Origin of the sequence: Pseudomonas sp. MIL9, assembly GCF_016887925.1 — a bacterium.
Classification (GTDB): domain Bacteria; phylum Pseudomonadota; class Gammaproteobacteria; order Pseudomonadales; family Pseudomonadaceae; genus Aquipseudomonas; species Aquipseudomonas mohnii.
The window spans coordinates 245,178-268,899 of the sequence record NZ_JAFEHE010000020.1; the positions used below are offsets into that span (position 1 = coordinate 245,178).

The 23,722-nt window shown below is 57.7% G+C and carries 21 protein-coding genes; 18 read left to right on the top strand and 3 right to left on the bottom strand.

What is annotated here, in order from left to right:
* The first annotated feature begins 69 nt into the window (after positions 1-69).
* Entirely contained in the window at positions 70-381 is a 312-nt protein-coding gene (locus tag JQF37_RS20740; RefSeq protein WP_007939152.1) for a DUF485 domain-containing protein, read from the top strand.
* On the top strand, positions 378-2,036 hold the full coding sequence (locus JQF37_RS20745) for a cation acetate symporter (protein ID WP_130203749.1): 1,659 nt from the start codon (positions 378-380) through the stop codon (positions 2,034-2,036). Before JQF37_RS20740 ends, JQF37_RS20745 begins: the two co-directional genes overlap by 4 nt.
* Before the next feature lie 423 nt (positions 2,037-2,459).
* On the opposite strand, the gene gltA is transcribed toward JQF37_RS20745, so the two are convergent.
* Complete coding sequence (gltA, locus tag JQF37_RS20750; RefSeq protein ID WP_130203748.1) at positions 2,460-3,749, bottom strand: citrate synthase; 1,290 nt, start codon at positions 3,747-3,749, stop codon at positions 2,460-2,462.
* Between the two features lie 363 nt (positions 3,750-4,112).
* Here gltA and sdhC point away from each other — a divergent pair, with 363 nt between their 5' ends.
* The 12 genes from sdhC to JQF37_RS20810 all read left to right on the top strand — a co-directional run bounded on the left by sdhC (position 4,113) and on the right by JQF37_RS20810 (position 18,511).
* Positions 4,113-4,487, top strand: coding sequence for a succinate dehydrogenase, cytochrome b556 subunit (gene sdhC / locus JQF37_RS20755; protein ID WP_130203747.1), 375 nt, complete (start codon positions 4,113-4,115; stop codon positions 4,485-4,487).
* Complete coding sequence (gene sdhD, locus JQF37_RS20760; RefSeq protein WP_090324185.1) at positions 4,481-4,849, top strand: succinate dehydrogenase, hydrophobic membrane anchor protein; 369 nt, start codon at positions 4,481-4,483, stop codon at positions 4,847-4,849. Before sdhC ends, sdhD begins: the two co-directional genes overlap by 7 nt.
* Positions 4,850-4,852: 3 nt before the next feature.
* The gene (gene sdhA / locus JQF37_RS20765) at positions 4,853-6,625 is read left to right on the top strand and encodes a succinate dehydrogenase flavoprotein subunit (RefSeq protein ID WP_130203746.1); all 1,773 of its coding nucleotides are present in this window, start codon (positions 4,853-4,855) and stop codon (positions 6,623-6,625) included.
* 11 nt (positions 6,626-6,636) lie between these two features.
* Positions 6,637-7,341: a succinate dehydrogenase iron-sulfur subunit gene (locus tag JQF37_RS20770; protein ID WP_130203745.1), complete on the top strand. Its 705-nt coding sequence runs from the start codon at positions 6,637-6,639 to the stop codon at positions 7,339-7,341.
* Positions 7,342-7,602: 261 nt separating this feature from the next.
* Positions 7,603-10,434 (top strand): 2-oxoglutarate dehydrogenase E1 component, encoded by a 2,832-nt coding sequence (locus JQF37_RS20775; RefSeq protein ID WP_130203744.1) that lies wholly within the window; start codon positions 7,603-7,605, stop codon positions 10,432-10,434.
* A gap of 42 nt (positions 10,435-10,476) precedes the next feature.
* Positions 10,477-11,697, top strand: a complete 1,221-nt coding sequence (gene odhB, locus JQF37_RS20780; protein WP_047531880.1) for a 2-oxoglutarate dehydrogenase complex dihydrolipoyllysine-residue succinyltransferase — start codon at positions 10,477-10,479, stop codon at positions 11,695-11,697.
* A 97-nt stretch (positions 11,698-11,794) separates the two neighbouring features.
* A complete protein-coding gene (gene lpdA / locus JQF37_RS20785) occupies positions 11,795-13,231 on the top strand; it encodes a dihydrolipoyl dehydrogenase (protein ID WP_047531878.1) in 1,437 nt (478 codons plus the stop codon).
* 179 nt (positions 13,232-13,410) lie between these two features.
* Positions 13,411-14,577: an ADP-forming succinate--CoA ligase subunit beta gene (gene sucC, locus JQF37_RS20790; RefSeq protein ID WP_130203743.1), complete on the top strand. Its 1,167-nt coding sequence runs from the start codon at positions 13,411-13,413 to the stop codon at positions 14,575-14,577.
* A complete protein-coding gene (gene sucD, locus JQF37_RS20795; RefSeq protein WP_003223019.1) occupies positions 14,577-15,458 on the top strand; it encodes a succinate--CoA ligase subunit alpha in 882 nt (293 codons plus the stop codon). The genes sucC and sucD overlap by 1 nt, the downstream gene beginning before the upstream one ends.
* 336 nt (positions 15,459-15,794) lie before the next feature.
* Positions 15,795-17,108 carry a branched-chain amino acid transport system II carrier protein gene (brnQ, locus tag JQF37_RS20800; protein ID WP_130203742.1) on the top strand — a complete coding sequence of 438 codons (1,314 nt, stop codon included), beginning with the start codon at positions 15,795-15,797 and terminating at the stop codon, positions 17,106-17,108.
* A 264-nt stretch (positions 17,109-17,372) separates the two neighbouring features.
* A complete protein-coding gene (locus JQF37_RS20805; RefSeq protein ID WP_090464058.1) occupies positions 17,373-18,110 on the top strand; it encodes a DUF599 family protein in 738 nt (245 codons plus the stop codon).
* Positions 18,110-18,511: an MAPEG family protein gene (locus JQF37_RS20810; RefSeq protein ID WP_130203741.1), complete on the top strand. Its 402-nt coding sequence runs from the start codon at positions 18,110-18,112 to the stop codon at positions 18,509-18,511. Before JQF37_RS20805 ends, JQF37_RS20810 begins: the two co-directional genes overlap by 1 nt.
* A 78-nt stretch (positions 18,512-18,589) precedes the next feature.
* Here JQF37_RS20810 and JQF37_RS20815 read toward each other — a convergent pair whose 3' ends face one another.
* The gene (locus tag JQF37_RS20815) at positions 18,590-18,826 is read right to left on the bottom strand and encodes a hypothetical protein (protein ID WP_047531867.1); all 237 of its coding nucleotides are present in this window, start codon (positions 18,824-18,826) and stop codon (positions 18,590-18,592) included.
* Positions 18,827-18,985: 159 nt separating this feature from the next.
* Between JQF37_RS20815 and JQF37_RS20820 the strand changes: the two genes are divergently transcribed.
* The 4 genes from JQF37_RS20820 (at position 18,986) to JQF37_RS20835 (ending at position 22,693) form a co-directional block, all read left to right on the top strand.
* Positions 18,986-19,462 (top strand): PaaI family thioesterase, encoded by a 477-nt coding sequence (locus JQF37_RS20820; RefSeq protein WP_130203740.1) that lies wholly within the window; start codon positions 18,986-18,988, stop codon positions 19,460-19,462.
* Positions 19,459-19,911 (top strand): PaaI family thioesterase, encoded by a 453-nt coding sequence (locus JQF37_RS20825; RefSeq protein WP_130203739.1) that lies wholly within the window; start codon positions 19,459-19,461, stop codon positions 19,909-19,911. The genes JQF37_RS20820 and JQF37_RS20825 overlap by 4 nt, the downstream gene beginning before the upstream one ends.
* An 80-nt stretch (positions 19,912-19,991) precedes the next feature.
* Positions 19,992-21,896: a molecular chaperone HtpG gene (gene htpG / locus JQF37_RS20830; protein ID WP_047538965.1), complete on the top strand. Its 1,905-nt coding sequence runs from the start codon at positions 19,992-19,994 to the stop codon at positions 21,894-21,896.
* A gap of 68 nt (positions 21,897-21,964) precedes the next feature.
* Positions 21,965-22,693, top strand: a complete 729-nt coding sequence (locus JQF37_RS20835; protein ID WP_130203738.1) for a dienelactone hydrolase family protein — start codon at positions 21,965-21,967, stop codon at positions 22,691-22,693.
* Positions 22,694-22,850: 157 nt separating this feature from the next.
* On the opposite strand, the gene JQF37_RS20840 is transcribed toward JQF37_RS20835, so the two are convergent.
* Positions 22,851-23,711: a pirin family protein gene (locus tag JQF37_RS20840; RefSeq protein ID WP_130203737.1), complete on the bottom strand. Its 861-nt coding sequence runs from the start codon at positions 23,709-23,711 to the stop codon at positions 22,851-22,853.
* Positions 23,712-23,722 lie beyond the last annotated feature (11 nt).

Here is a 23,722-nt window from a genome sequence, read left to right on the forward strand (position 1 = left end):
GGAACCTGGCTCGCAGCCGCATACAGTGGATATCGTTCCAACTAAATCTGTGCTGCGAGGATAAAAACAATGAACGACAGCATTTACCTCTCGATTCAAAACAGCCCGCGATTCAAGGAGCTGGTTAGCAAGAGAGAACGATTCGCCTGGATTCTTTCGGCGATCATGCTAGGGCTTTACTCCGGATTCATCCTTTTGATTGCCTATGGGCCGCATATTCTGGGTGCGAAAATCAGCCCGGAATCTTCGATTACCTGGGGCATACCGATTGGCGTCGGGCTGATTGTTTCGGCCTTCGTCCTGACCGGTATCTACGTACGACGCGCCAATGGCGAATTCGACGACCTGAACAATGCGATTCTCAAGGAGGCTCAGCAATGATCCGGCGTCTAATGGCTCTATTGAGCATCGCAGCTTTTGCACCTGGCGCCTGGGCGGCCGAAGCCCTGACCGGCGAAGTACATAAACAACCGCTGAACGTTGCCGCGATTCTGATGTTCGTGGTGTTCGTCGGCGCGACCCTGTGCATCACCTACTGGGCTTCCAAACGCAACAAGTCGGCGGCTGACTACTATGCGGCGGGTGGCAATATCACCGGTTTGCAGAATGGTCTGGCAATTGCCGGTGACTACATGTCCGCAGCGTCCTTCCTGGGTATTTCCGCCCTGGTGTTCGCCTCCGGCTACGATGGCCTGATCTACTCGATCGGTTTTCTGGTGGGCTGGCCGATCATTCTGTTCCTGATCGCCGAGCGCCTGCGCAACCTGGGTAAATACACCTTTGCCGACGTGGCGTCCTACCGCCTCGGGCAAACCCAGATCCGCACGCTGTCTGCTTGTGGTTCGCTGGTGGTGGTGGCGTTTTACCTGATTGCGCAAATGGTCGGTGCCGGCAAGCTGATCCAGTTGCTGTTCGGTCTCGACTACTACGTTGCAGTGATCCTGGTGGGTATCCTGATGTGCATGTACGTGCTGTTTGGCGGCATGCTGGCGACCACCTGGGTACAAATCATCAAGGCAGTGTTGCTGCTGTCCGGCGCCTCGTTCATGGCACTGATGGTGATGAAGCACGTCAACTTCGACTTCAACATTCTGTTCTCCGAGGCGATCAAGGTTCACCCTAAAGGTGAAGCGATCATGAGCCCGGGCGGTCTGGTGAAGGATCCGATCTCCGCGTTCTCCCTCGGTCTGGCACTGATGTTCGGTACCGCTGGCCTGCCGCACATCCTGATGCGCTTCTTCACCGTGAGTGACGCGAAAGAAGCTCGCAAGAGCGTGCTGTACGCAACGGGCTTCATTGGCTACTTCTACATCCTGACCTTCATTATCGGCTTTGGCGCGATCCTGCTGGTCAGCACCAATCCTGCGTTTAAAGATGCGGCTGGTGCGCTGTTGGGCGGCAACAACATGGCGGCGGTGCACCTGGCCAACGCGGTGGGTGGCAGCATTTTCCTGGGCTTCATCTCGGCGGTAGCCTTCGCGACCATTCTGGCAGTGGTTGCCGGTTTGACACTGGCCGGTGCTTCGGCGGTGTCTCATGACCTGTACGCCAGCGTGATCAAGAAGGGCAAGGCCAACGACAAGGACGAAATCCGGGTGTCGAAAATCACCACCGTCATTTTGGGCGTGCTGGCGATCGGTCTGGGTATTTTGTTCGAAAGCCAGAACATTGCGTTCATGGTCGGCCTGGCGTTCTCCATCGCGGCGAGCTGTAATTTCCCTGTGCTGCTGCTTTCGATGTACTGGAAGAAGCTGACCACGCGAGGTGCGATGGTCGGTGGCTGGTTGGGTCTGGTGAGTGCCGTGGGCTTGATGATCCTTGGGCCAACCATCTGGGTGCAGATCCTGCATCACGAGAAGGCCATCTTCCCGTATGAGTACCCGGCGCTGTTCTCGATGGTTATTGCCTTCATCGGTATCTGGTTCTTCTCGATTACCGACAAGTCGGCTGCGGCAGACAACGAGCGGGCGCTGTTCTTCCCGCAATTCGTTCGCTCGCAGACTGGTCTGGGCGCGAGTGGGGCGGTTTCGCACTAAGGCTTGATGCTTTTATATAAGTAACGCAGTTGTAAAAGATGCCCCGGTCGAAAGATCGGGGCATTTTTTATTGGGCGGTGATCGCACGATTCCGTGAATATCCGCCCAATAGGGATGCGGGAGCTAACTTGCTCGCGAAAAAGTGCGGATAGCTCGGGCAGTCAGACAGGGCGCGTTATCGTTGGCGTCCATCGCGAGCAGACTCGCTCCTACAGGGGGGGGGCGCTGTCCCGCTCCCAGGGAGGTGACGTTACGGCAGGGGTGGGAGCGCTTGGTGACTTGGTCGCCCGCCGTAAGGGCGAAGCCCAAGGTGGTCGTTGCCGAAGAAGCGGATATGTACACAACAAGCGCACAAACAAAAACGGCCTCTGCTTACACAGAGGCCGTTTGTGGTACAGCTAAGACGCTATAGCAAGACAGGTCTTACTTGCGGTCTTCCAGCTTGGTGATGTCACGCGACTCGTAGCCGGTGTACAGCTGGCGCGGGCGGCCAATCTTGTACGGGCTGGAGAGCATTTCTTTCCAGTGGGAGATCCAGCCGACAGTCCGCGCCAGGGCGAAGATCACGGTGAACATGCTGGTTGGAATGCCGATTGCCTTGAGGATGATCCCCGAGTAGAAGTCGACGTTCGGGTACAGCGAGCGCTCGATGAAGTACGGGTCGGTCAGGGCGATCTCTTCCAGGCGCATGGCCAGTTCGAGTTGCGGATCGTTCTGGATACCCAGTTCCCTCAACACTTCGTCGCAGGTCTTCTTCATGACGGTAGCGCGTGGGTCGCGGTTTTTGTAAACGCGGTGACCGAAGCCCATCAGCTTGAACGGATCGTTCTTGTCCTTGGCCTTGGCAATGAACTTGTCGATGTTGGAAACATCGCCAATTTCATCGAGCATGGTCAGAACGGCCTCGTTGGCGCCGCCGTGGGCAGGGCCCCACAGTGCAGCGATACCGGCGGCGATACAGGCGAACGGGTTGGCACCCGAAGAACCGGCAAGACGTACGGTAGAGGTCGATGCGTTCTGCTCGTGGTCGGCGTGGAGGATGAAGATCCGGTCCATGGCCTTGGCGAGTACCGGGCTGATCGGTTTGATCTCGCACGGGGTGTTGAACATCATGTGCAGGAAGTTTTCCGCGTACGACAGGTCGTTGCGCGGGTACATCATGGGTTGGCCCATGGAGTACTTGTAAACCATCGCTGCCAGGGTTGGCATCTTGGCAACCAGGCGGATCGCGGAAATTTCGCGATGCTGCGGGTTATTGATGTCCAGGGAGTCGTGGTAGAAGGCCGAGAGGGCGCCGACTACACCGCACATGACGGCCATCGGGTGAGCGTCGCGACGGAAACCGTTGAAGAAGGTCTTCAGCTGTTCGTGAACCATGGTGTGGTTCTTGACGGTGCTGACGAACTGGGCCTTTTGTTCTGCGGTCGGCAATTCGCCGTTGAGCAGCAGATAGCAGGTTTCCAGATAGTCCGACTTTTCAGCCAACTGTTCGATCGGATAGCCGCGGTGCAGCAGAATGCCGTTGTCGCCGTCGATATAGGTGATCTTCGACTCGCAGGAGGCGGTCGACATGAAACCAGGGTCAAAGGTGAAACGGCCCGTGGCCGTCAGGCCCCGAACATCGATAACATCGGGACCAACGGTGCCGGTTAAAATGGGCAGCTCGACGGGGGCTGCGCCCTCGATGATCAACTGCGCTTTTTTGTCAGCCATGTGGCCTCCTATTTATGCTTGAAATCATCAGACAGACCCCCCACGCAGGGCCCGCACCACTATAGTGAGATAAATTCGAATGTCAATTTGCCTAAAGTCTTGCTCCAGAAGGCTTTAACCGGACTTTTTTCTCGAAATTGCCTGCCATTTACGCCTTTTATGTCAGATGCGCAATCCGCTGTTTGGGTGAGGTGATTGCGTTGTCATTAGTAGCCTAACTGTCTATACTCGGCCACCGACCGCCAAGGGCTTTTGGGCTTGCTTTATTGGGGGTCGCCTCCCTGGGTGGTGGTTACCTGACCAGTGCACTCCCCAACAACTTTGCCCTGATTGTTAGGGGCTCTTCAGTGTGAAAAAAAAGCCGTGAAAAGCCAACGACCTGTAAACCTAGACCTAAGGACCATCAAACTCCCAGTCACTGCTTACACGTCCATTCTTCACCGTATATCCGGTGTCATCCTCTTCGTGTGCCTTGCCATCATGCTTTACGCATTGGACAAGTCGCTGAGCTCCGAGGAAGGCTTCGGTCAGGTGAAAGCGTGTCTGACCAGTCCGCTAGCGAAGCTAGTGATTTGGGGCATTCTATCCGCTCTGCTGTATCACTTGGTTGCCGGTGTGCGCCACTTGATCATGGACATGGGCATCGGTGAAACGCTGGAAGGCGGCAAGCTGGGCTCGAAAATCGTTATCGCCGTTTCCGTGGTGATAATCGTTCTGGCAGGAGTTTGGATATGGTAACTAACGTCACGAACCTGTCGCGTTCGGGCCTCTATGACTGGATGGCGCAACGTGTGTCTGCGGTCGTTCTCGCGGCTTACTTCATCTTTCTGATCGGATACGTCGTTGCCCACCCGGGCCTCGGCTATGCCCAGTGGCATGAACTGTTCGCCAATAACTGGATGCGTATCTTCAGTCTCCTGGCCCTCGTTGCCCTTGGCGCTCACGCCTGGGTCGGCATGTGGACCATCGCGACCGACTACCTGACGCCAATGGCGTTCGGCAAGTCCGCGACTGCTGTACGTTTCCTTTTCCAGGCAGTATGCGGCGTTGCGATGTTCGCTTACTTCGTCTGGGGTGTGCAGATTCTCTGGGGTATCTGAGTCATGGCTAACATTCCAACGATTTCTTTCGACGCCATCATCATTGGTGGTGGCGGTGCTGGCATGCGCGCAGCGCTGCAACTGGCACAAGGCGGTCACAAGACTGCCGTAATCACCAAGGTTTTCCCGACTCGTTCGCACACCGTATCGGCACAGGGTGGCATCACCTGCGCCATCGCGTCCGCGGATCCGAACGATGACTGGCGCTGGCACATGTACGATACCGTCAAGGGCTCCGACTATATCGGTGACCAGGACGCTATCGAATACATGTGTCAGGAAGGCCCGGCTGCAGTTTTCGAACTGGACCACATGGGTCTGCCGTTCTCCCGTACCGAAACCGGCCGCATCTACCAGCGTCCGTTCGGCGGTCAGTCCAAGGACTACGGTAAAGGCGGCCAGGCTGCGCGTACCTGCGCGGCGTCCGACCGTACCGGTCACGCCCTGCTGCACACTCTTTATCAGGGCAACCTGAAAGCCGGTACCACGTTCCTGAACGAGTACTACGCTGTTGACCTGGTGAGAAACCAGAAAGGCGAATTCGTCGGCGTTATCGCCATCTGCATCGAAACCGGCGAAACCACCTACATCCGTGCCAAGGCTACCGTTCTGGCCACTGGCGGTGCAGGTCGTATCTACGCTTCCACCACCAACGCCCTGATCAACACCGGTGACGGCGTTGGCATGGCTCTGCGTGCTGGCGTTCCGGTTCAAGACATCGAAATGTGGCAGTTCCACCCGACCGGCATCGCCGGCGCCGGTGTACTGGTGACCGAAGGTTGCCGTGGTGAAGGTGGTTACCTGATCAACAAGCACGGCGAGCGTTTCATGGAGCGTTATGCTCCGAACGCCAAAGACCTGGCGGGTCGTGACGTTGTTGCCCGTTCGATGGTTAAGGAAATCATTGCCGGTAACGGCTGTGGCCCGAACGGCGATCACGTGATGCTCAAACTCGACCACCTGGGCGAGGAAGTGCTGCACAGCCGTCTGCCAGGCATCTGCGAGCTGTCGAAAACGTTTGCTCACGTTGACCCGGTGGTTGCTCCGGTTCCGGTTGTTCCGACCTGCCACTATATGATGGGCGGCGTTGCCACCAACATTCACGGTCAGGCAATGACTCAGGACGCCGACGGCGTAGACACCATCATCCCTGGTCTGTTCGCTGTAGGCGAAGTGGCTTGCGTATCGGTTCACGGTGCCAACCGTCTGGGCGGTAACTCGCTGCTCGACCTGGTGGTCTTCGGCCGTGCGGCTGGTCTGCACCTGGAAAAAGCGCTGACCGACGGTATCGAGTACGACGACGCCACCGACGCCGACATCAATGCTGCCCTGGCCCGTCTGTCCGCTCTGAACGCGCGTACCGATGGCGAAGACGTGGCAACCCTGCGTCGCGAGCTGCAAAGCTGCATGCAGAACTACTTCGGTGTGTTCCGTACTGGCGAATACATGCAGAAGGGTATTGCCCAGCTGGCTGATCTGCGCAAGCGCATCGCCAACGTCAAGATCAACGACAAGTCGCAGGCGTTCAACACTGCGCGTATCGAAGCTCTTGAGCTGCAAAACCTGCTGGAAGTGGCTGAAGCGACTGCGATTGCTGCCGAGGTTCGTAAAGAGTCCCGTGGTGCTCACGCTCGTGAAGACTACGAAGACCGTGACGATGAAAACTGGCTGTGCCACACCCTCTACTTCCCGGGTGAAAAACGCGTCGCCAAGCGTGCCGTTAACTTCTCGCCGAAGACGGTTCCGATGTTTGAACCGAAAATTCGGACTTACTAAGGGTGGCAGCCATGTTGCAAGTCAGTGTTTATCGTTACAACCCTGATCAGGACGCTGCGCCGTTCATGCAGGAATTCCAGGTTAATACCGGTGGTAAAGACCTGATGGTGCTGGACGTGCTGGCCCTGATCAAAGAGCAGGACGAAGGTTTCTCCTATCGTCGCTCTTGCCGTGAAGGTGTTTGCGGTTCCGACGGCATGAACATCAACGGCAAAAACGGTCTGGCGTGCATCACGCCGCTGTCCGCCGTTGTAAAAGGTAACAAGTTGATCATTCGTCCTCTGCCAGGTTTGCCGGTTATCCGTGACCTGGTCGTTGATATGAGCATCTTCTACAAGCAATACGAGAAGGTTAAGCCTTACCTGCAGAACGACACGCCGGCTCCGGCCATCGAACGTCTGCAGTCCCCTGAAGAGCGTGAAAAGCTCGACGGTCTGTACGAGTGCATCCTGTGCGCTTGCTGCTCGACCTCTTGCCCGTCCTTCTGGTGGAACCCGGACAAGTTCCTGGGTCCAGCTGCACTGCTGCAAGCGTATCGCTTCCTGGCAGACAGCCGTGACACCAAGACATCCGAGCGTCTGGCTTCGCTGGATGACCCGTTCAGCGTATTCCGCTGCCGCGGGATCATGAACTGCGTCAACGTTTGTCCGAAGGGCCTGAACCCGACTAAGGCCATCGGTCACATTCGTAACATGCTGCTTTCCAGCGGCGTGTGATTCAGCTGCTGTACCCGTAGGACCGCTGTACCCGTGGATGCTACGGTGCAGGCTTCAACCGGCACCGTAGTTTTAACCTGAGCAGCAGCTCATAAAGCTGCCGCTCTTATTTTGAAGAAATGAGACAAGCAGGGGCATCCGGGCTGGTACCCGGACTATCAGTGTGATCCTAGTGGCTTGTTTTGGTCGCTGCATTCGGACTTCTGCAAGTTTGCTCGGCGTCGACACCGATGGTGTTCCCCTAACCGAGGGTGACCAAGCATGCAAGAAAGCGTGATGCAGCGCATGTGGAACAGTGCCTACCTATCCGGTAGTAACGCTGCCTATGTGGAAGAGCTCTACGAGCTTTACCTGCACGACCCTAACGCTGTGCCAGAAGAGTGGCGCACCTACTTCCAGAAGTTGCCTGCTGACGGCAACTCTTCCACCGATGTTTCGCACTCCACAATTCGCGATCATTTCGTCTTGCTGGCAAAGAACCAGCGCCGCGCTCAACCGGTTTCCGCCGGCAGCGTGAGCAGTGAGCACGAGAAGAAGCAAGTTGAAGTGCTGCGATTGATCCAGGCCTACCGTATGCGTGGCCACCAGGCAGCCCAGCTTGACCCGCTGGGGCTGTGGCAGCGTCCTGCACCTGCAGACCTGTCGATCAATCATTACGGCTTGACCAATGCCGATCTTGATACGACCTTCCGTGCCGGCGACCTGTTCATCGGCAAAGAGGAGGCGAGCCTACGCGAAATTCACGAAGCGTTGCAGCAGACATATTGCCGCACCATCGGCGCTGAATTTACGCACATCACCGATTCCGAGCAGCGCCAGTGGTTCCAGCAGCGTCTGGAAAGCGTACGCGGCCGTCCAACGTATTCCGCTGACATCAAGAGCCACTTGCTTGAGCGCGTGACTGCCGGTGAAGGCCTGGAAAAATACCTGGGCACCAAATACCCGGGCACCAAGCGTTTCGGTCTGGAAGGCGGCGAGAGCCTGATTCCGATGCTTGACGAACTGATCCAGCGTTCCGGTTCCTACGGCACCAAGGAAATCGTCATCGGCATGGCCCACCGTGGCCGTCTGAACGTGCTGGTCAATACCTTCGGCAAGAACCCGCGCGAGCTGTTCGACGAGTTCGAAGGCAAGAAAAAGGTCGAGCTGGGTTCCGGTGACGTTAAATACCACCAGGGCTTCTCGTCCAACGTGATGACCACCGGTGGTGAAGTTCACCTGGCCATGGCCTTCAACCCGTCCCACCTGGAAATTGTTTCTCCAGTGGTCGAGGGTTCGGTCCGTGCCCGTCAGGATCGTCGCAACGACCCTACCGGCGAGAAGGTTCTGCCGATCTCCATCCACGGTGACGCTGCAATCGCAGGTCAGGGCGTGGTCATGGAAACCTTCCAGATGTCGCAGACCCGCGGTTTCAAGACCGGCGGTACCGTGCACATCGTGATCAACAACCAGGTCGGTTTCACCATCAGCAACCCGCTGGACTCGCGCTCCACCGAGTACGCCACCGACGTTGCGAAAATGATTCAGGCGCCGATCCTCCATGTGAATGGTGATGATCCGGAAGCCGTATTGTTCGTGACCCAGCTGGCCATCGACTACCGCATGCAGTTCAAGCGTGACGTGGTAATCGACATGTTCTGCTACCGTCGTCGCGGCCACAACGAGGCCGACGAGCCAAGCGGCACCCAGCCGATGATGTATCAGCAGATCACCAAGCAGCGCACCACCCGTGAGCTGTACGCTGATCGTCTGACCCAGAGCGGTGTGCTGGACGCTGAGCGTGTTCAGGCGAAAGTCGACGAATACCGCAACGCGCTGGACAACGGCCTGCACGTAGTGAAAAGCCTGGTCAAAGAGCCGAACAAAGAGTTGTTCGTGGACTGGCGTCCGTACCTGGGTCACGCCTGGACTGCGCGTCACGACACTCGCTTCGATCTGAAAACCCTGCAGGAACTGTCCGCCAAGCTGCTGGAAATTCCGGAAGGCTTCGTGGTTCAGCGCCAGGTTGCGAAGATCTACGAAGACCGTCAGAAGATGCAAGCCGGCGGCCTGCCGATCAACTGGGGTTACGCTGAAACCATGGCGTACGCGACCCTGGCGTTCGAAGGTCACCCGATTCGCATGACCGGTCAGGACATCGGCCGCGGTACGTTCTCGCACCGTCACGCTGTTCTGCACAACCAGAAAGATGCCGGCACCTACATCCCGCTGAAACACCTGTACGAAGGTCAGCCACGCTTCGACCTGTACGACTCGTTCCTGTCGGAAGAAGCGGTACTGGCATTCGAATACGGCTACTCGACCACCACGCCGAACGCGCTGGTGATCTGGGAAGCCCAGTTCGGTGACTTCGCCAACGGTGCGCAGGTCGTTATCGACCAGTTCATCACCAGCGGCGAGCACAAATGGGGCCGTCTCTGTGGTCTGACCATGCTGTTGCCACACGGCTACGAAGGTCAGGGTCCGGAGCACTCCTCCGCACGTCTTGAGCGTTACCTGCAGCTGTGCGCCGAGCACAACATTCAGGTGTGCATGCCGACCACCCCGGCTCAGATCTACCACTTGCTGCGCCGTCAGGTGATTCGCCCGCTGCGCAAGCCACTGGTCGTCCTGACGCCGAAGTCGCTGCTGCGTCACAAGCTGGCCATCTCGACTCTGGAAGATCTGGCCGAAGGTTCGTTCCAGACCGTGATCCCGGAAATCGATGCCCTGGACCCGAAAAAGGTCGAGCGCATTGTTCTGTGTAGCGGCAAGGTCTACTACGACCTGCTGGAAAAACGTCGTGCCGAAGGCCGTGACGATATCGCCATCGTGCGTATTGAGCAGCTGTACCCATTCCCTGAGGACGACTTGAAAGAAGTCCTGGCTCCTTACACCAACGCCAAGCATGCCGTCTGGTGTCAGGAAGAGCCGATGAACCAGGGCGCCTGGTACTGCAGCCAGCACCACTTGCGTCGCAGCATCAGCACCCTCAACAAGTCTCTCGTACTCGAGTACGCGGGCCGTGAGGCTTCTGCTGCCCCAGCATGTGGTTACGCATCGATGCACGCCGAGCAGCAGGAAAAACTGCTGCAAGACGCGTTTACCGTTTAACGCCTTCGCGCACCTGAAACCGAATTTAAGGAACCACAGATAATGGCTATCGAGATCAAAGCCCCCACTTTCCCGGAATCGGTTGCCGATGGCACCGTTGCCACCTGGCACAAAAAACCGGGCGACGCCGTCAAACGTGACGAACTGATCGTCGACATCGAAACCGACAAAGTCGTACTGGAAGTTCTGGCCACCGCTGACGGCGTGCTGGGCGCTATCGTCAAGAACGAAGGCGACACCGTTCTGTCCGACGAAGTCCTGGGCTCCATCGTTGAAGGCGGCGCTGCTGCCGCTGCTCCAGCCGCTGCCGCTCCGGCCGCTGCCCAGGCTGCTGCTCCAGCTGCCGAAGGCGAAGACGATCCGGTCGCTGCTCCAGCCGCTCGCAAGCTGGCTGAAGAGAACGGCATCAACATCGCCTCCGTTGCCGGTACTGGCAAAGGCGGTCGTGTGACCAAGGAAGACGTGGTTGCAGCCGTTGCCGCCAAGAAAGCCGCTCCAGCCGCCGCGCCTGCCAAGGCTGCCGCACCTGCCGCTGCTGCTCCGGTGTTCGCTGCCGGTGACCGCGTTGAAAAGCGCGTTCCGATGACCCGTCTGCGTGCCAAGGTTGCCGAGCGTCTGGTTGAAGCTCAATCGAACATGGCGATGCTGACCACTTTCAACGAAGTCGACATGACCGAAGTCATGGCCCTGCGTTCGAAGTACAAGGATCTGTTCGAGAAGTCCCACAATGGCGTGCGCCTGGGCTTCATGTCGTTCTTCGTGAAAGCGGCCACCGAAGCGCTGAAACGCTTCCCGGCAGTCAACGCGTCGATCGACGGTGCCGACATCGTTTACCACGGCTACGCTGACGTCGGTGTTGCTGTTTCCAGCGATCGCGGCCTGGTTGTGCCGGTTCTGCGTAACGCCGAACTGATGAGCCTGGCTGAAATCGAAGGCGGCATCGCCACTTTCGGCAAGAAAGCCCGTGACGGCAAACTGTCGATGGAAGAGATGACCGGTGGTACGTTCACCATCACCAACGGTGGTACCTTCGGTTCGATGATGTCGACTCCGATCGTCAACCCGCCGCAAGCAGCTATTCTGGGCATGCACAACATTCTGCAGCGTCCAATGGCGATCAACGGTCAGGTCGTTATCCGTCCGATGATGTACCTGGCTCTGTCCTACGATCACCGTCTGATCGATGGCAAAGAAGCTGTGACCTTCCTGGTGACCATCAAGAACCTGCTGGAAGACCCGGCTCGTTTGCTGCTGGATATCTGATAGAAGCAGTCGCGAGCTGCAAGTTTCAAGCTGCCGGTAATGGCAGTTTGGCTTGCAGCTTGCGGCTTCAAGCTTTTCGCTAAAGAGGATTTTTTGAATGTCGCAGAAATTTGACGTAGTAGTGATCGGTGCGGGCCCTGGCGGCTACGTGGCTGCCATCAAGGCCGCTCAACTGGGCCTCAGCACTGCCTGCATCGAGAAGTACACCGACAAGGAAGGCAAACTGGCCCTCGGCGGTACTTGCCTGAACGTCGGCTGCATTCCATCCAAGGCGCTGCTGGACAGCTCCTGGAAGTTCCACGAAGCGCAAGACGGTTTCGCGATCCACGGCATCAATCACGCCGGCGTGACCATGGACGTGCCAGCGATGGTCGGCCGCAAAGCCAACATCGTCAAAGGCCTGACCTCCGGCGTTGCGACCCTGTTCAAAGCCAACGGTGTGACCTCCATCCAGGGTCACGGCAAGCTGCTGGCCGGCAAGAAAGTCGAAGTCACCAAGCCTGACGGTTCGGTTGAAGTCATCGAAGCCGAAAACGTGATCCTGGCTCCTGGCTCGCGTCCGATCGACATTCCGCCGGCTCCGGTCGACCAGAATGTGATCGTCGATTCCACCGGTGCCCTGGAATTCCAATCCGTACCCAAGCGTCTGGGCGTGATCGGCGCTGGCGTGATCGGTCTGGAACTGGGTTCGGTCTGGTCGCGTCTGGGTGCGCAAGTGACTGTCCTTGAAGCACTGGACACTTTCCTGATGGCAGCGGACACCGCTGTTTCCAAGGAAGCGCTGAAAACCCTGACCAAACAAGGTCTGGACATCAAGCTGGGCGCACGCGTTACCGGTTCCAAAGTGAACGGCGACGAAGTCGTTGTGAACTACACCGATGCCAATGGCGAACAGAACATCACGTTCGACAAGCTGATCGTAGCCGTTGGTCGCCGTCCAGTGACCACTGATCTGCTGGCCGCCGATTGCGGCGTGACCCTCGACGAGCGCGGTTTCGTGCACGTTGACGATCACTGCGCTACCACCGTACCGGGCGTCTACGCCATCGGCGACGTGGTTCGTGGCATGATGCTGGCTCACAAGGCCTCGGAAGAGGGCATCATGGTTGTCGAGCGCATCAAGGGCCACAAAGCCCAGATGAACTATGACCTGATCCCTTCGGTTATTTATACTCACCCGGAAATTGCATGGGTGGGTAAAACCGAGCAGGCCTTGAAAGCTGAGGGCGTTGAAGTTAACGTCGGCACCTTCCCGTTCGCAGCCTCTGGCCGTGCCATGGCTGCCAACGATACCGGTGGTTTCGTCAAGGTCATCGCAGATGCCAAGACCGACCGCGTATTGGGCGTCCACGTGATTGGCCCAAGCGCTGCAGAACTGGTTCAACAGGGCGCAATCGGTATGGAATTCGGCACCAGCGCTGAAGACCTGGGCATGATGGTTTTCTCCCATCCGACCCTGTCTGAAGCCTTGCACGAAGCAGCTCTGGCAGTGAATGGCGGCGCCATCCACATCGCCAACCGCAAGAAACGTTAAGATAATAAGAAACCACGGCGGTACGGCCCGTCGTGAGCCTTGCATGCAAGACTCACCGCGGAATGTCCGCCGGACGCAGTCTTGCGTAGCTCAGCTACGCAAGCAGCAGTCACAGGTGGTGCGGCACTTCAACAAGTGCAGCACCGAATGCGCAGTACCTAACGAAGACGGTAAAAAGCATGAATCTTCACGAGTATCAGGGTAAGCAGCTGTTCGCTGAGTACGGCCTGCCGGTATCCACTGGTTACGCGGTAGACACCCCGGAAGCAGCAGCAGAAGCTTGCGATAAAATCGGCGGCAGCGAGTGGGTTGTAAAAGCCCAGGTTCACGCCGGTGGTCGCGGTAAAGCGGGCGGCGTCAAGCTGGTTCGCAGCAAAGAAGACGCCAAAGCCTTCGCACAGCAGTGGCTGGGCAAGCGTCTGGTGACCTACCAGACTGACGCCAATGGTCAGCCAGTCACCAAGATCCTGGTTGAATCGTGCACTGATATCGCTAAAGAGCTGTACCTGGGCGCTGTCGTTGACCGTTCGAGCCGTCGTATCGTGTTCATGGCTTCCACCGAAGGTGGCGTGGACATCGAAAAAATCGCTCACGACACTCCAGAAAAAATTCTGAAAGCCACTATCGATCCACTGGTCGGCGCTCAGCCGTTCCAGGGTCGCGAGCTGGCATTCCAGTTGGGTCTGGAAGGCAAACAAGTTGCCCAGTTCGCCAAGATCTTCGTAGGTCTGGCCAAACTGTTCCAGGATCACGATCTGGCCCTGCTGGAAGTGAACCCGCTGGTGATCAAGGCTGACGGCGATCTGCACTGCCTGGACGCCAAGATCAACATCGACGCCAACGCCATGTACCGTCAGCCTAAGCTGAAGACTTTCCACGACCCGTCGCAAGACGATCCGCGCGAAGCGCACGCTGCCAAGTTCGAACTGAACTACGTAGCACTGGAAGGCAACATCGGTTGCATGGTCAACGGTGCCGGCCTGGCCATGGGTACCATGGACATCGTCAACCTGCACGGCGGCAAGCCAGCCAACTTCCTCGACGTAGGTGGTGGTGCTACCAAAGAGCGCGTGACCGAAGCCTTCAAGATCATCCTGTCCGACACCAACGTCGCTGCAGTACTGGTCAACATCTTCGGCGGCATCGTTCGTTGCGACATGATTGCCGAAGGCATCATCGGCGCCGTGAAAGAAGTCGGCGTGAAAATCCCGGTTGTTGTTCGCCTTGAAGGCAACAACGCTGAGCTGGGCGCTAAAGTACTGGCAGAAAGCGGTTTGAACATCATCGCTGCTACCAGCCTGACCGACGCTGCTCAACAAGTTGTCAAAGCTGCGGAGGGCAAATAATGAGCGTCCTGATCAATAAAGACACCAAAGTTATCTGCCAGGGTATTACCGGTTCGCAAGGTAGTTTCCACACCCAGCAAGCCATCGAGTACGGCACCAAGATGGTTGGTGGTGTAACGCCTGGTAAAGGCGGCACCGAGCACCTGGGTCTGCCAGTGTTCAACACCGTGAAAGACGCTGTAGCTGCCACTGGCGCCACCGCCAGCGTGATCTACGTTCCGGCTCCTTTCTGCAAGGACTCGATCCTGGAAGCTGCATTCGGCGGCATCAAGCTGATCGTGTGCATCACCGAAGGCATTCCTACCCTGGACATGCTGGACGCTAAAGTTAAGTGCGACGAGCTGGGTGTTACCCTGATCGGCCCTAACTGCCCAGGCGTGATCACTCCAGGCGAATGCAAGATCGGCATCATGCCAGGTCACATTCACTTGCCAGGCAAGGTCGGTATCGTTTCCCGTTCCGGCACCCTGACCTACGAAGCTGTGAAGCAAACGACTGACGCCGGTTTCGGTCAGTCGACTTGCGTCGGCATCGGTGGTGACCCGATCCCGGGTTCGAACTTCATCGACATCCTGAAGCTGTTCCAGGAAGACCCGAAGACCGAAGCGATCGTGATGATCGGTGAGATCGGCGGTTCGGCTGAAGAAGAAGCGGCTGCCTACATCAAGGCACACGTGACCAAGCCGGTTGTTTCCTACATCGCTGGTGTGACTGCTCCTCCGGGCAAGCGCATGGGCCATGCTGGCGCAATCATCTCTGGCGGCAAAGGCACTGCAGACGAGAAATTCGCTGCTCTGCAAGACGCAGGCGTTAAAACCGTGCGTTCGCTGGCAGACATCGGCAAGGCCCTGGCCGAGCTGACGGGTTGGGCGGTCAAGTAAGCTTCGCGCTTAGCTGACGCTTTACCAAACAAAGGCCACCTTCGGTGGCCTTTGTCGTTTCTGGTTCTTTGGAAACGCTTGAGGCTTTTTTGTGGCGAGGGGGCTCATGAAATTTAGATACGTAAACACGACACGGGAGTGTCGCGTATCGGATAGTTCGCCCCTTAACAGTGCGCTTGACGCTCAAATTCGTTAGGATACGCGCCATTTTTGTGTCTGCGGCCCACAAGGCAGCGACGCGCTAAACGGGTCAGTCTCATACGGACCGACAGCATTTCCCTCACCCATAGGGAAATCCCTCTCTAAATTCCGATTCAGTAGTGTGGTATTTCCTTAATGAAAGTGTTGAAAGGCCAGGACATCCTGGCACTTGGTTTTATGACGTTTGCCCTGTTTGTCGGGGCTGGCAACATCATCTTCCCGCCTATCGTCGGTTTGCAGTCCGGGCCTAATGTCTGGATGGCGGCGCTGGGTTTCCTGATCACCGCCGTTGGTCTGCCAGTGATCACCGTTGTCGCGCTGGCCAAGGTCGGTGGCGCAATGGATACATTGAGCAGTCCGATCGGTAAAGTCGCCGGTGGACTGTTGGCGGCTGCGTGCTATCTGGCCGTTGGTCCGCTGTTCGCGACGCCACGTACCGCGACCGTATCGTTCGAAGTGGGTCTGGCGCCGTTGACCGGCGAAAGCCCGCTGGCGCTGTTCCTGTATAGCTCGGTCTACTTCCTGCTGGTGTTCTTCATTTCCCTGTACCCGGGCCGCTTGCTGGACACGGTTGGACGCTTCCTCGCACCGTTGAAGATCATTGCCCTGGCTGTGCTGGGCATCGCAGCATTCGCCCTGCCGGCCGGAGACATCGGCCATGCAACACCTGAATACGTTGCGGCGCCATTCTCCCAAGGTTTCATCAATGGTTACCTGACCATGGATACCCTGGGCGCCCTGGTGTTCGGCATCGTTATCGTCAACGCTATCCGCTCCCGCGGTGTCGAGTCGCCAGCGCTGATCACCCGGTATGCGATCATCGCCGGCTTGATTGCCGGCGTGGGCCTGGCACTGGTTTATGTCAGCCTGTTCCGCCTGGGTTCGGGCAGCCATGAAGTGGCGGCTGGTGCGACTAACGGGGCGGCGGTACTGCATGCCTACGTGCAACACACCTTTGGCTCCCTCGGCAGCGGTTTCCTGGCGGTACTGATCTCTCTGGCGTGCCTGGTGACTGCGGTTGGCCTGACCTGCGCCTGCGCCGAATATTTCAGTCGTGTACTGCCTCTGTCCTACAAGACGCTGGTGATCATCCTGGCTGCGTTTTCCCTGTTGGTGTCCAACCTGGGCCTCACCAAGCTGATTGCGTTCTCGATCCCGGTACTCACCGCGATTTACCCGCCGTGCATCGCCTTGGTGGCACTGAGCTTCTGCAAGGACTTCTGGCATGAGCAAGGTCGCATCGTCGGTCCGGTGATGCTGGTGTCGTTCATCTTCGGTCTGATCGACGCCCTCAAGGGCGCGGGTCTTGCGGACTGGATGCCTGCCCAATTGGCTCACCTGCCGCTGAGTGAACAAGGTCTGGCGTGGCTGGTGCCATCGTTCATGACTCTGGTGGTTGCCGTGGTCTGTGACCGTATGTTGGGCAAGCGCGCCGAAGCGCTGGCTTAAGCTTCGTGGGTCCGCCACAAGCGGGCCGGCAAGCAGAAACGGAAATGCCCCGTATCAATCGATACGGGGCATTTTTTATGGGGGGAATGCGGTGCCTTTTCTTCTGCGTTAACGTCGAAGGGTTGCCAAAATCCAATGTGGGAGCGAGCCTGCTCGCGATGGCGCGTTAACTCCAACAAAGAAGTTGGCTGATCAGCCGCTATCGCGAACAGGCTCGCTCCCACAAGGTTTCAGTGTTCCGCCAAGCCATCCATAAGGACCTGCATGTCGTTCATCCACGCCAACCTGATCCACATTCTCGCCGCCCTCTGGTTCGTTATCTGCTGGGGTGGCTACACCCGTTACGCGACATGGAAGGGCCGCGACACCGCGTGCCTGGCCAGCGTGCTGCACCTGTATCGTGAAGATTGGATGCGTCGCATGTTGCTGCGTGACAACCGCATCGCCGATGCCAGCGTGATTGGAAACCTGGAGCGCAATGCATCGTTCTTCGCCTCCAGCACGCTGATTATCCTGGCCGGTATTCTCACGGTACTTGGCGCGTCGGAAAGAGCGGTGTCGCTGCTGGCGGATATCCCGATGGTGCAACAGGCTTCCCAGGGGATGTCGGAAATCAAGTTGCTGTGCCTGGCGCTGGTGTTCGTCTACGCGTTCTTCACGTTCAGCTGGTGCATGCGCCAGTACAACTTCGCGGCCGTCCTGGTGGGTTCAGCACCCATGGTCGGCGAGCGCCATGTGTCCGAGCAGGAGCGCAAAGCCTTCGCGTCCCGGGCAGCCCGGGTTATTTCCATGGCGGCCAACCAGTTCAACTTTGGTCTGCGTTCCTATTACTTCGGCATGACCATGCTGGCGTGGTTCGTCAGTCCCTGGTTGTTCATGTTGATGAGTGCCGGTGTCGTGTTTGTGTTGTATCGCCGGGAATTTCACTCCGACGTTCTCGACGTGATGGTCTATACCCCTACAGAGGCACCATTGCCTGAGGTGAACAAAGAGGCGGCTTGATGAGTATTCCGTTCTGGTGTGTGTTTATCAGTGCGTTGCTGATTTACGTGGCGCGTATGCCCGTGACCAAGGCCATGAAAGAGCAGGGCGGTTACAACAATCACCTGCCGCGCCAACAGCAGGCGCAACTTACGGGCCTGGGGGCCCGCGCAGTGGCCGCGCACCAGAACAGTTTCGAAGCGTTCATATTGTTTGCCGTGGGTGTGTTGATGGCGCATACCACGCAGGCGTCGGGCTGGCTTATTGACCTGTTGGCGATCATCTTTGTGATCGCGCGAATTATCTATTTGCTGTGCTACTGGAAAGACCTGACATGGCAGCGCAGTCTGGTTTGGCTGGTGGGTTTAATCTGTTCATTGTTGTTGATGATTAGTCCGACTTTTCGAACGATTTTGCTCTAACGAGGTTACGGCCAATCAAATTGCAGGCAAAAGAAAACCCGCACTTGGCGGGTTTTCTTTATCACGCTAAAAACCGTTTCAGTTTTTAGGCGCGGCTTCTTTTGCCGCTGCTTCGTTCGATTCAGCCTGAGCTTTGGCAGCTTCAGCGTTTTCTTTCGCAGCGTCGTTCACTTTATCCTGAGCTTTGTTCATGTCTTGCTGAGCTTGCTCAGCATGTTTGTTGGCATCTTGAGCTTTGTCCTCGGATTTTTTATCGCAGGCAGCGAGACCGAGGGAAGCGGTCAACATCAAGGCAATAGCTAAAGTCTTACGCATGGGGTGTTTCTCCTTATGGAAAATATCTACTGGCCTTTCGAGCACAGCCATCAGGGTTAAGTTCCTCAAATCGTTCAGATATATAAGTTTGATCTAACGCGGAACTTTTGCCGGGACCGTTAACGCACAGTATGAAGACTAAATAAGAGCTTTTATCACATGGCCGAAAACCCCGTTTTTGAGCGTGCCACACGATTTTTGTCGGCGCTGCGCCATTGCCAGGTGCTAGGGCTGCGGGTGCACAGCGCCAGCAGCGAAGGGTTGACGGTTATGCTGCCCTATACCCCGAAAATCGTCGGAAATCCGCAAACCGGAGTCATCCATGGCGGTGCGCTGACCACACTGATGGACACCGCCTGCGGCATGTCCACCCTCTGTGTGCTGCCAGAGTTCGAGGTCTGCCCGACCCTCGACCTGCGCATCGACTACATGCACGCCGCCGAACCGAATAAAGACGTCTTCGGTTTCGCCCAGTGCTACCGCGTCACCACCGATGTGATTTTCGCCCGCGGCTTTGCCTATCAGGACGATCCCGGGCAACCCATTGCCCATGTGGTGGGCACCTTCATGCGGATGGGCAAGGGCATTAAGGGCGCAAAAGGCTTGGGTGGCGCGATCGCCGGAGGAGCGAAATGACTGACTCATTCAAGCAGCAGCTGCAACAGGCTCATGAGCGGGGCGACTATGGCGAATTGCTGCAGCGGATTCCCTACGCCGCGCTGATCGGCGTCGAATGCTCACGGGTGGGGGATGAACTGCTGTTTCGTCTGCCGGCCAACAAGGACAATATTGGAAACCCTTTATTGCCGGCTATTCATGGTGGTGTCATTGCCGGTTTCATGGAACTGGCCGCCGCGTTGCACCTGCTGGTGTCCACCGGCTCGCCAGGTGTGCCGAAGATTATCGATTTCTCCCTCGACTACCTGCGCGCCGGGCAGTTCCGTGATACCTGGGCCAGGTGCCAGGTGTGTCGCCAGGGACGCCGCGTCGCCAACGTGGCGATTACGGCCTGGCAAAGCACGGAAGCGGAACCCATCGCCACAGCCCGGGCGCATTTCAAACTCGAGGAGCCCTTGAAATCCTGAACACAGCCCCCAACTCTGATGACATCCCGCCGCCGGCCTTCAAGGTCGCGGCTTAGCCATCTGATTGGAGTTTGATGACCATGAGTGTGGAAACTCAAAAGGAAACCCTGGGCTTCCAGACCGAGGTGAAGCAACTGCTGCACCTCATGATCCATTCGCTGTATTCCAACAAGGAAATTTTCCTTCGCGAACTGATCTCGAACGCCTCTGACGCTGTAGACAAATTACGTTTCGAAGCGCTGTCCAAGCCAGAACTGCTGGAAGGTGGCGCCGAACTGAAAATCCGTGTCAGCTTCGACAAGGACGCCAAGACCGTCACCCTCGAAGACAACGGCATTGGCATGAGCCGTGAGGATGCGATCACGCACCTGGGCACCATCGCCAAATCCGGCACCGCCGATTTCATGAAGCACCTGACCGGTGACCAGAAGAAAGATTCGCACCTGATCGGTCAGTTCGGTGTCGGCTTCTACTCTGCATTCATCGTCGCCGACAAAGTCGACGTGTTCAGCCGTCGTGCCGGCAGCGCCGCCAGCGAAGGCGTGCACTGGTCGTCCAAGGGCGAAGGCGACTTCGAAGTTGCAACCATCGATAAAGCCGAGCGCGGTACCCGTATCGTCCTGCACCTGAAATCCGGTGAAGACGAATTCGCCGATGGCTGGCGCCTGCGCAACATCATCAAGAAGTATTCCGACCACATCGCCTTGCCGATCGAGTTGCCGAAAGAAGTGGCAGCCGTCGAAGGCGAAGAGAAGCCGGCCGCCGAATGGGAAACCGTCAACCGCGCCAGCGCCCTGTGGACCCGTCCGCGTACCGAGGTCAAGGACGAGGAATACCAGGAGTTCTACAAGCACATCGCTCACGACTTCGAAAACCCGCTGAGCTGGAGCCACAACAAGGTTGAAGGCAAGCTGGAATACAGCTCGCTGCTGTACGTGCCGGCCCGTGCTCCGTTCGACCTGTACCAGCGTGAAGCGCCGAAAGGCTTGAAGCTCTACGTGCAGCGCGTGTTCGTCATGGATCAGGCAGAGTCGTTCCTGCCGCTGTACCTGCGTTTCATCAAGGGCGTGGTCGACTCCAACGACCTGTCGCTGAACGTGTCGCGGGAAATCCTGCAGAAAGACCCGATCATCGACTCCATGAAGTCGGCGCTGACCAAGCGCGTTCTGGACATGCTGGAGAAACTGGCGAAAAACGAGCCTGAGCAATATAAAGGCTTCTGGAAAAACTTCGGTCAGGTCATGAAAGAAGGCCCGGCGGAAGACTTCGCCAACAAAGAGAAAATCGCTGGCCTGCTGCGTTTCGCGTCGACCAACGGTGACGACGGCGAACAAGTGGTCGGCTTGGCCGATTACCTGGCGCGCGCCAAGGAAGGTCAGGACAAGATCTACTACCTGACTGGCGAAACCTACGCGCAAGTCAAAAACAGCCCGCACCTGGAAGTCTTCCGCAAGAAAGGCATCGAAGTGCTGCTGCTGACCGACCGTATCGACGAGTGGCTGATGAGCTACCTCAACGATTTCGACGGCAAGAGCTTTGTTGATGTGGCGCGCGGTGACCTGGACCTGGGCAACCTGGACTCGGAAGAGGACAAGAAGGCCGCGGAAGAAGTCGCCAAGTCCAAAGAAGGTCTGGTTGAGCGTCTGAAAACCGCACTGGGCGAATCCGTCGCCGAAGTTCGGGTTTCCCATCGCCTGACCGATTCCCCGGCGATTCTGGCCATCGGCGAGCAAGACCTGGGCCTGCAAATGCGTCAGATCCTGGAAGCCAGCGGGCAGAAGGTCCCGGACTCGAAGCCGATCTTCGAATTCAACCCGGCTCACCCACTGATCGAGAAGCTCGACAAAGAGCAAAGCGACGAACGCTTCGGCGACCTGTCGCACATCCTCTTCGATCAGGCGGCCCTGGCGGCCGGCGACAGCTTGAAGGATCCGGCGGCGTACGTGCGTCGTCTGAACAAGCTATTGGTTGAGCTGTCGGCTTGACTGCATTGTAGAAAAACCCGCTTCGGCGGGTTTTTTCATTCTGGTGTTTAAAAAATCAGGAGTCAGAAATGAGCCAAATCACTGTACGTTCCGTTGCCTATCAGATTGACGGTCAGCCCTACGAAAGCCGTGTGGCCTTTGATGCCGACCATAAGGGCCCGCGTCCGGGCTTGTTGATGGCGCCGAACTGGATGGGCGTCAGCGCTGGCGCCGAGGAAATCGCCAAGTCGGTGGCGGCCAAGGGATACGTGGTCTTGATCGCCGATCTCTACGGCCAATCGGTTCGTCCACAAAATAACGATGAAGCGGGCGCGGCGATGATGCCGTTGAAGAATGACCGCCCATTGCTGCGTAAGCGCATGCAAGTGGCGTTCGAGCAACTGCAAAGCCAGGGCGAAGTGGCTGTCGATACCTCGAAGCTGGCCACGTTCGGTTTTTGCTTTGGGGGTTGCTGCGCGCTGGAGTTCGCCCGTACCGGTGCGCCGGTGAAGGCTGCGGTCTCGTTTCACGGCACTCTGGACACGCCTGACGTCAACGATGCGAAAAACATCAAGGGTAAGGTGTTGGTCCTGCACGGCGCTTCCGATCCGTTAGTGCCGAAAGAGCAGCTGCCGGCGTTTGAAGAGGAAATGAATGCCGCAGGCGTGGATTGGCAACTGCTGAGCTACGGCGGCGCGTTCCATTCGTTCACCGATCCGCATGCGAATGTGCCGGGCATGATGATGTATGACGCCAAGGTCGCCGCGCGTGCGTTCACGTCGATGCACAATCTGCTGGATGAAGTGTTCAAGGGCTGATGTTGTCCGGCACTGACTAATGCAGTGCCCGGGCTGGCCTCTTCGCGGGCAAGCCCGCTCCCACGGGGACTGATGGCGTTCGCATTATTTGTGACTCACCTCGAAACCCTGTGGGAGCTGGCTTGCCAGCGAAGGCGACCTACCAAGCGGCACAAAACTACGGCAATTCGATCCGCTCGACTTCCCCCGGCACCTTCGGCCAATCCCCGGCCGCCCAGCGTCGGCGTGCTTCATCGATAGCCGCCGGATCGCTCGCCACGAAATTCCAGTTGATCCGTCGTGGACCATCCAGAGGGGCACCGCCAAACAACACGGCATGACAGTCGCTTTCGGCGAACAAAGTCATTTCCTCCCCTTCAGGCAATACCACCAGTGCATGGGGCTCCACAGGCTCACCGTCCAGTTGCACCTCGCCGCTCAAGACATATAGCGCACGTTCTTCATGTTCGGTTGGAATCAGCAGCGTCGTCGCCGTTTGCAGGGTCAGCTCCGCATAGAGCGTCGGAGACAGTACGGGGACCGGCGATTCCAGGCAGAAGCCCGTCCCGGCAATCATGCGGATTTTCACCCCCAGGTTCTCGCTGACCGGCAGTGTGGCGGCGGGGTGATGGCTGTAATGTCCCGGGCCTTGCTCATGATCCTTGGGCGAGGCCAGCCAGATTTGCAGGCCGTGCATCGTAAAGCCGTTTTCCTTGAGCGCCTCTGGCGTGCGCTCGACGTGGGCAATGGCGCTGCCGGCGGTCATCCAGCTGACATCACCGGTATCCACGACCTGATCGGAACCGAGGCTGTCCTTGTGCTGGATCTGCCCCTGGAACAGATAGGTGAGGGTGGAGAGGCCTATATGTGGATGCTGGCGGATGTTCATGCCTTTGCCCGGCGGGTAGCGGGTTTCCAGCATGTGGTCGAAAAATACGAAGGGGCCGACGCTGCGGCATTTGGCGGACGGCAGCGGGCGAAGAATCGGCTGGCCCTCGACATCTTCGGCGCGGGGGCGGATCACGAGCGGAGTGTTCATTGTGCATTCCA

Coding starts and splice junctions, on each gene's coding strand:
- JQF37_RS20740 (WP_007939152.1), top strand. CDS start 70: ATGAACGACAGCATTTACCTCTCGATTCAAAACAGCCCGCGATTCAAG.
- JQF37_RS20745 (WP_130203749.1), top strand. CDS start 378: ATGATCCGGCGTCTAATGGCTCTATTGAGCATCGCAGCTTTTGCACCT.
- gltA (WP_130203748.1), bottom strand. CDS start 3,749: ATGGCTGACAAAAAAGCGCAGTTGATCATCGAGGGCGCAGCCCCCGTC.
- sdhD (WP_090324185.1), top strand. CDS start 4,481: ATGGTAACTAACGTCACGAACCTGTCGCGTTCGGGCCTCTATGACTGG.
- sdhA (WP_130203746.1), top strand. CDS start 4,853: ATGGCTAACATTCCAACGATTTCTTTCGACGCCATCATCATTGGTGGT.
- JQF37_RS20770 (WP_130203745.1), top strand. CDS start 6,637: ATGTTGCAAGTCAGTGTTTATCGTTACAACCCTGATCAGGACGCTGCG.
- JQF37_RS20775 (WP_130203744.1), top strand. CDS start 7,603: ATGCAAGAAAGCGTGATGCAGCGCATGTGGAACAGTGCCTACCTATCC.
- odhB (WP_047531880.1), top strand. CDS start 10,477: ATGGCTATCGAGATCAAAGCCCCCACTTTCCCGGAATCGGTTGCCGAT.
- lpdA (WP_047531878.1), top strand. CDS start 11,795: ATGTCGCAGAAATTTGACGTAGTAGTGATCGGTGCGGGCCCTGGCGGC.
- sucC (WP_130203743.1), top strand. CDS start 13,411: ATGAATCTTCACGAGTATCAGGGTAAGCAGCTGTTCGCTGAGTACGGC.
- sucD (WP_003223019.1), top strand. CDS start 14,577: ATGAGCGTCCTGATCAATAAAGACACCAAAGTTATCTGCCAGGGTATT.
- brnQ (WP_130203742.1), top strand. CDS start 15,795: ATGAAAGTGTTGAAAGGCCAGGACATCCTGGCACTTGGTTTTATGACG.
- JQF37_RS20805 (WP_090464058.1), top strand. CDS start 17,373: ATGTCGTTCATCCACGCCAACCTGATCCACATTCTCGCCGCCCTCTGG.
- JQF37_RS20810 (WP_130203741.1), top strand. CDS start 18,110: ATGAGTATTCCGTTCTGGTGTGTGTTTATCAGTGCGTTGCTGATTTAC.
- JQF37_RS20815 (WP_047531867.1), bottom strand. CDS start 18,826: ATGCGTAAGACTTTAGCTATTGCCTTGATGTTGACCGCTTCCCTCGGT.
- JQF37_RS20820 (WP_130203740.1), top strand. CDS start 18,986: ATGGCCGAAAACCCCGTTTTTGAGCGTGCCACACGATTTTTGTCGGCG.
- JQF37_RS20825 (WP_130203739.1), top strand. CDS start 19,459: ATGACTGACTCATTCAAGCAGCAGCTGCAACAGGCTCATGAGCGGGGC.
- htpG (WP_047538965.1), top strand. CDS start 19,992: ATGAGTGTGGAAACTCAAAAGGAAACCCTGGGCTTCCAGACCGAGGTG.
- JQF37_RS20835 (WP_130203738.1), top strand. CDS start 21,965: ATGAGCCAAATCACTGTACGTTCCGTTGCCTATCAGATTGACGGTCAG.
- JQF37_RS20840 (WP_130203737.1), bottom strand. CDS start 23,711: ATGAACACTCCGCTCGTGATCCGCCCCCGCGCCGAAGATGTCGAGGGC.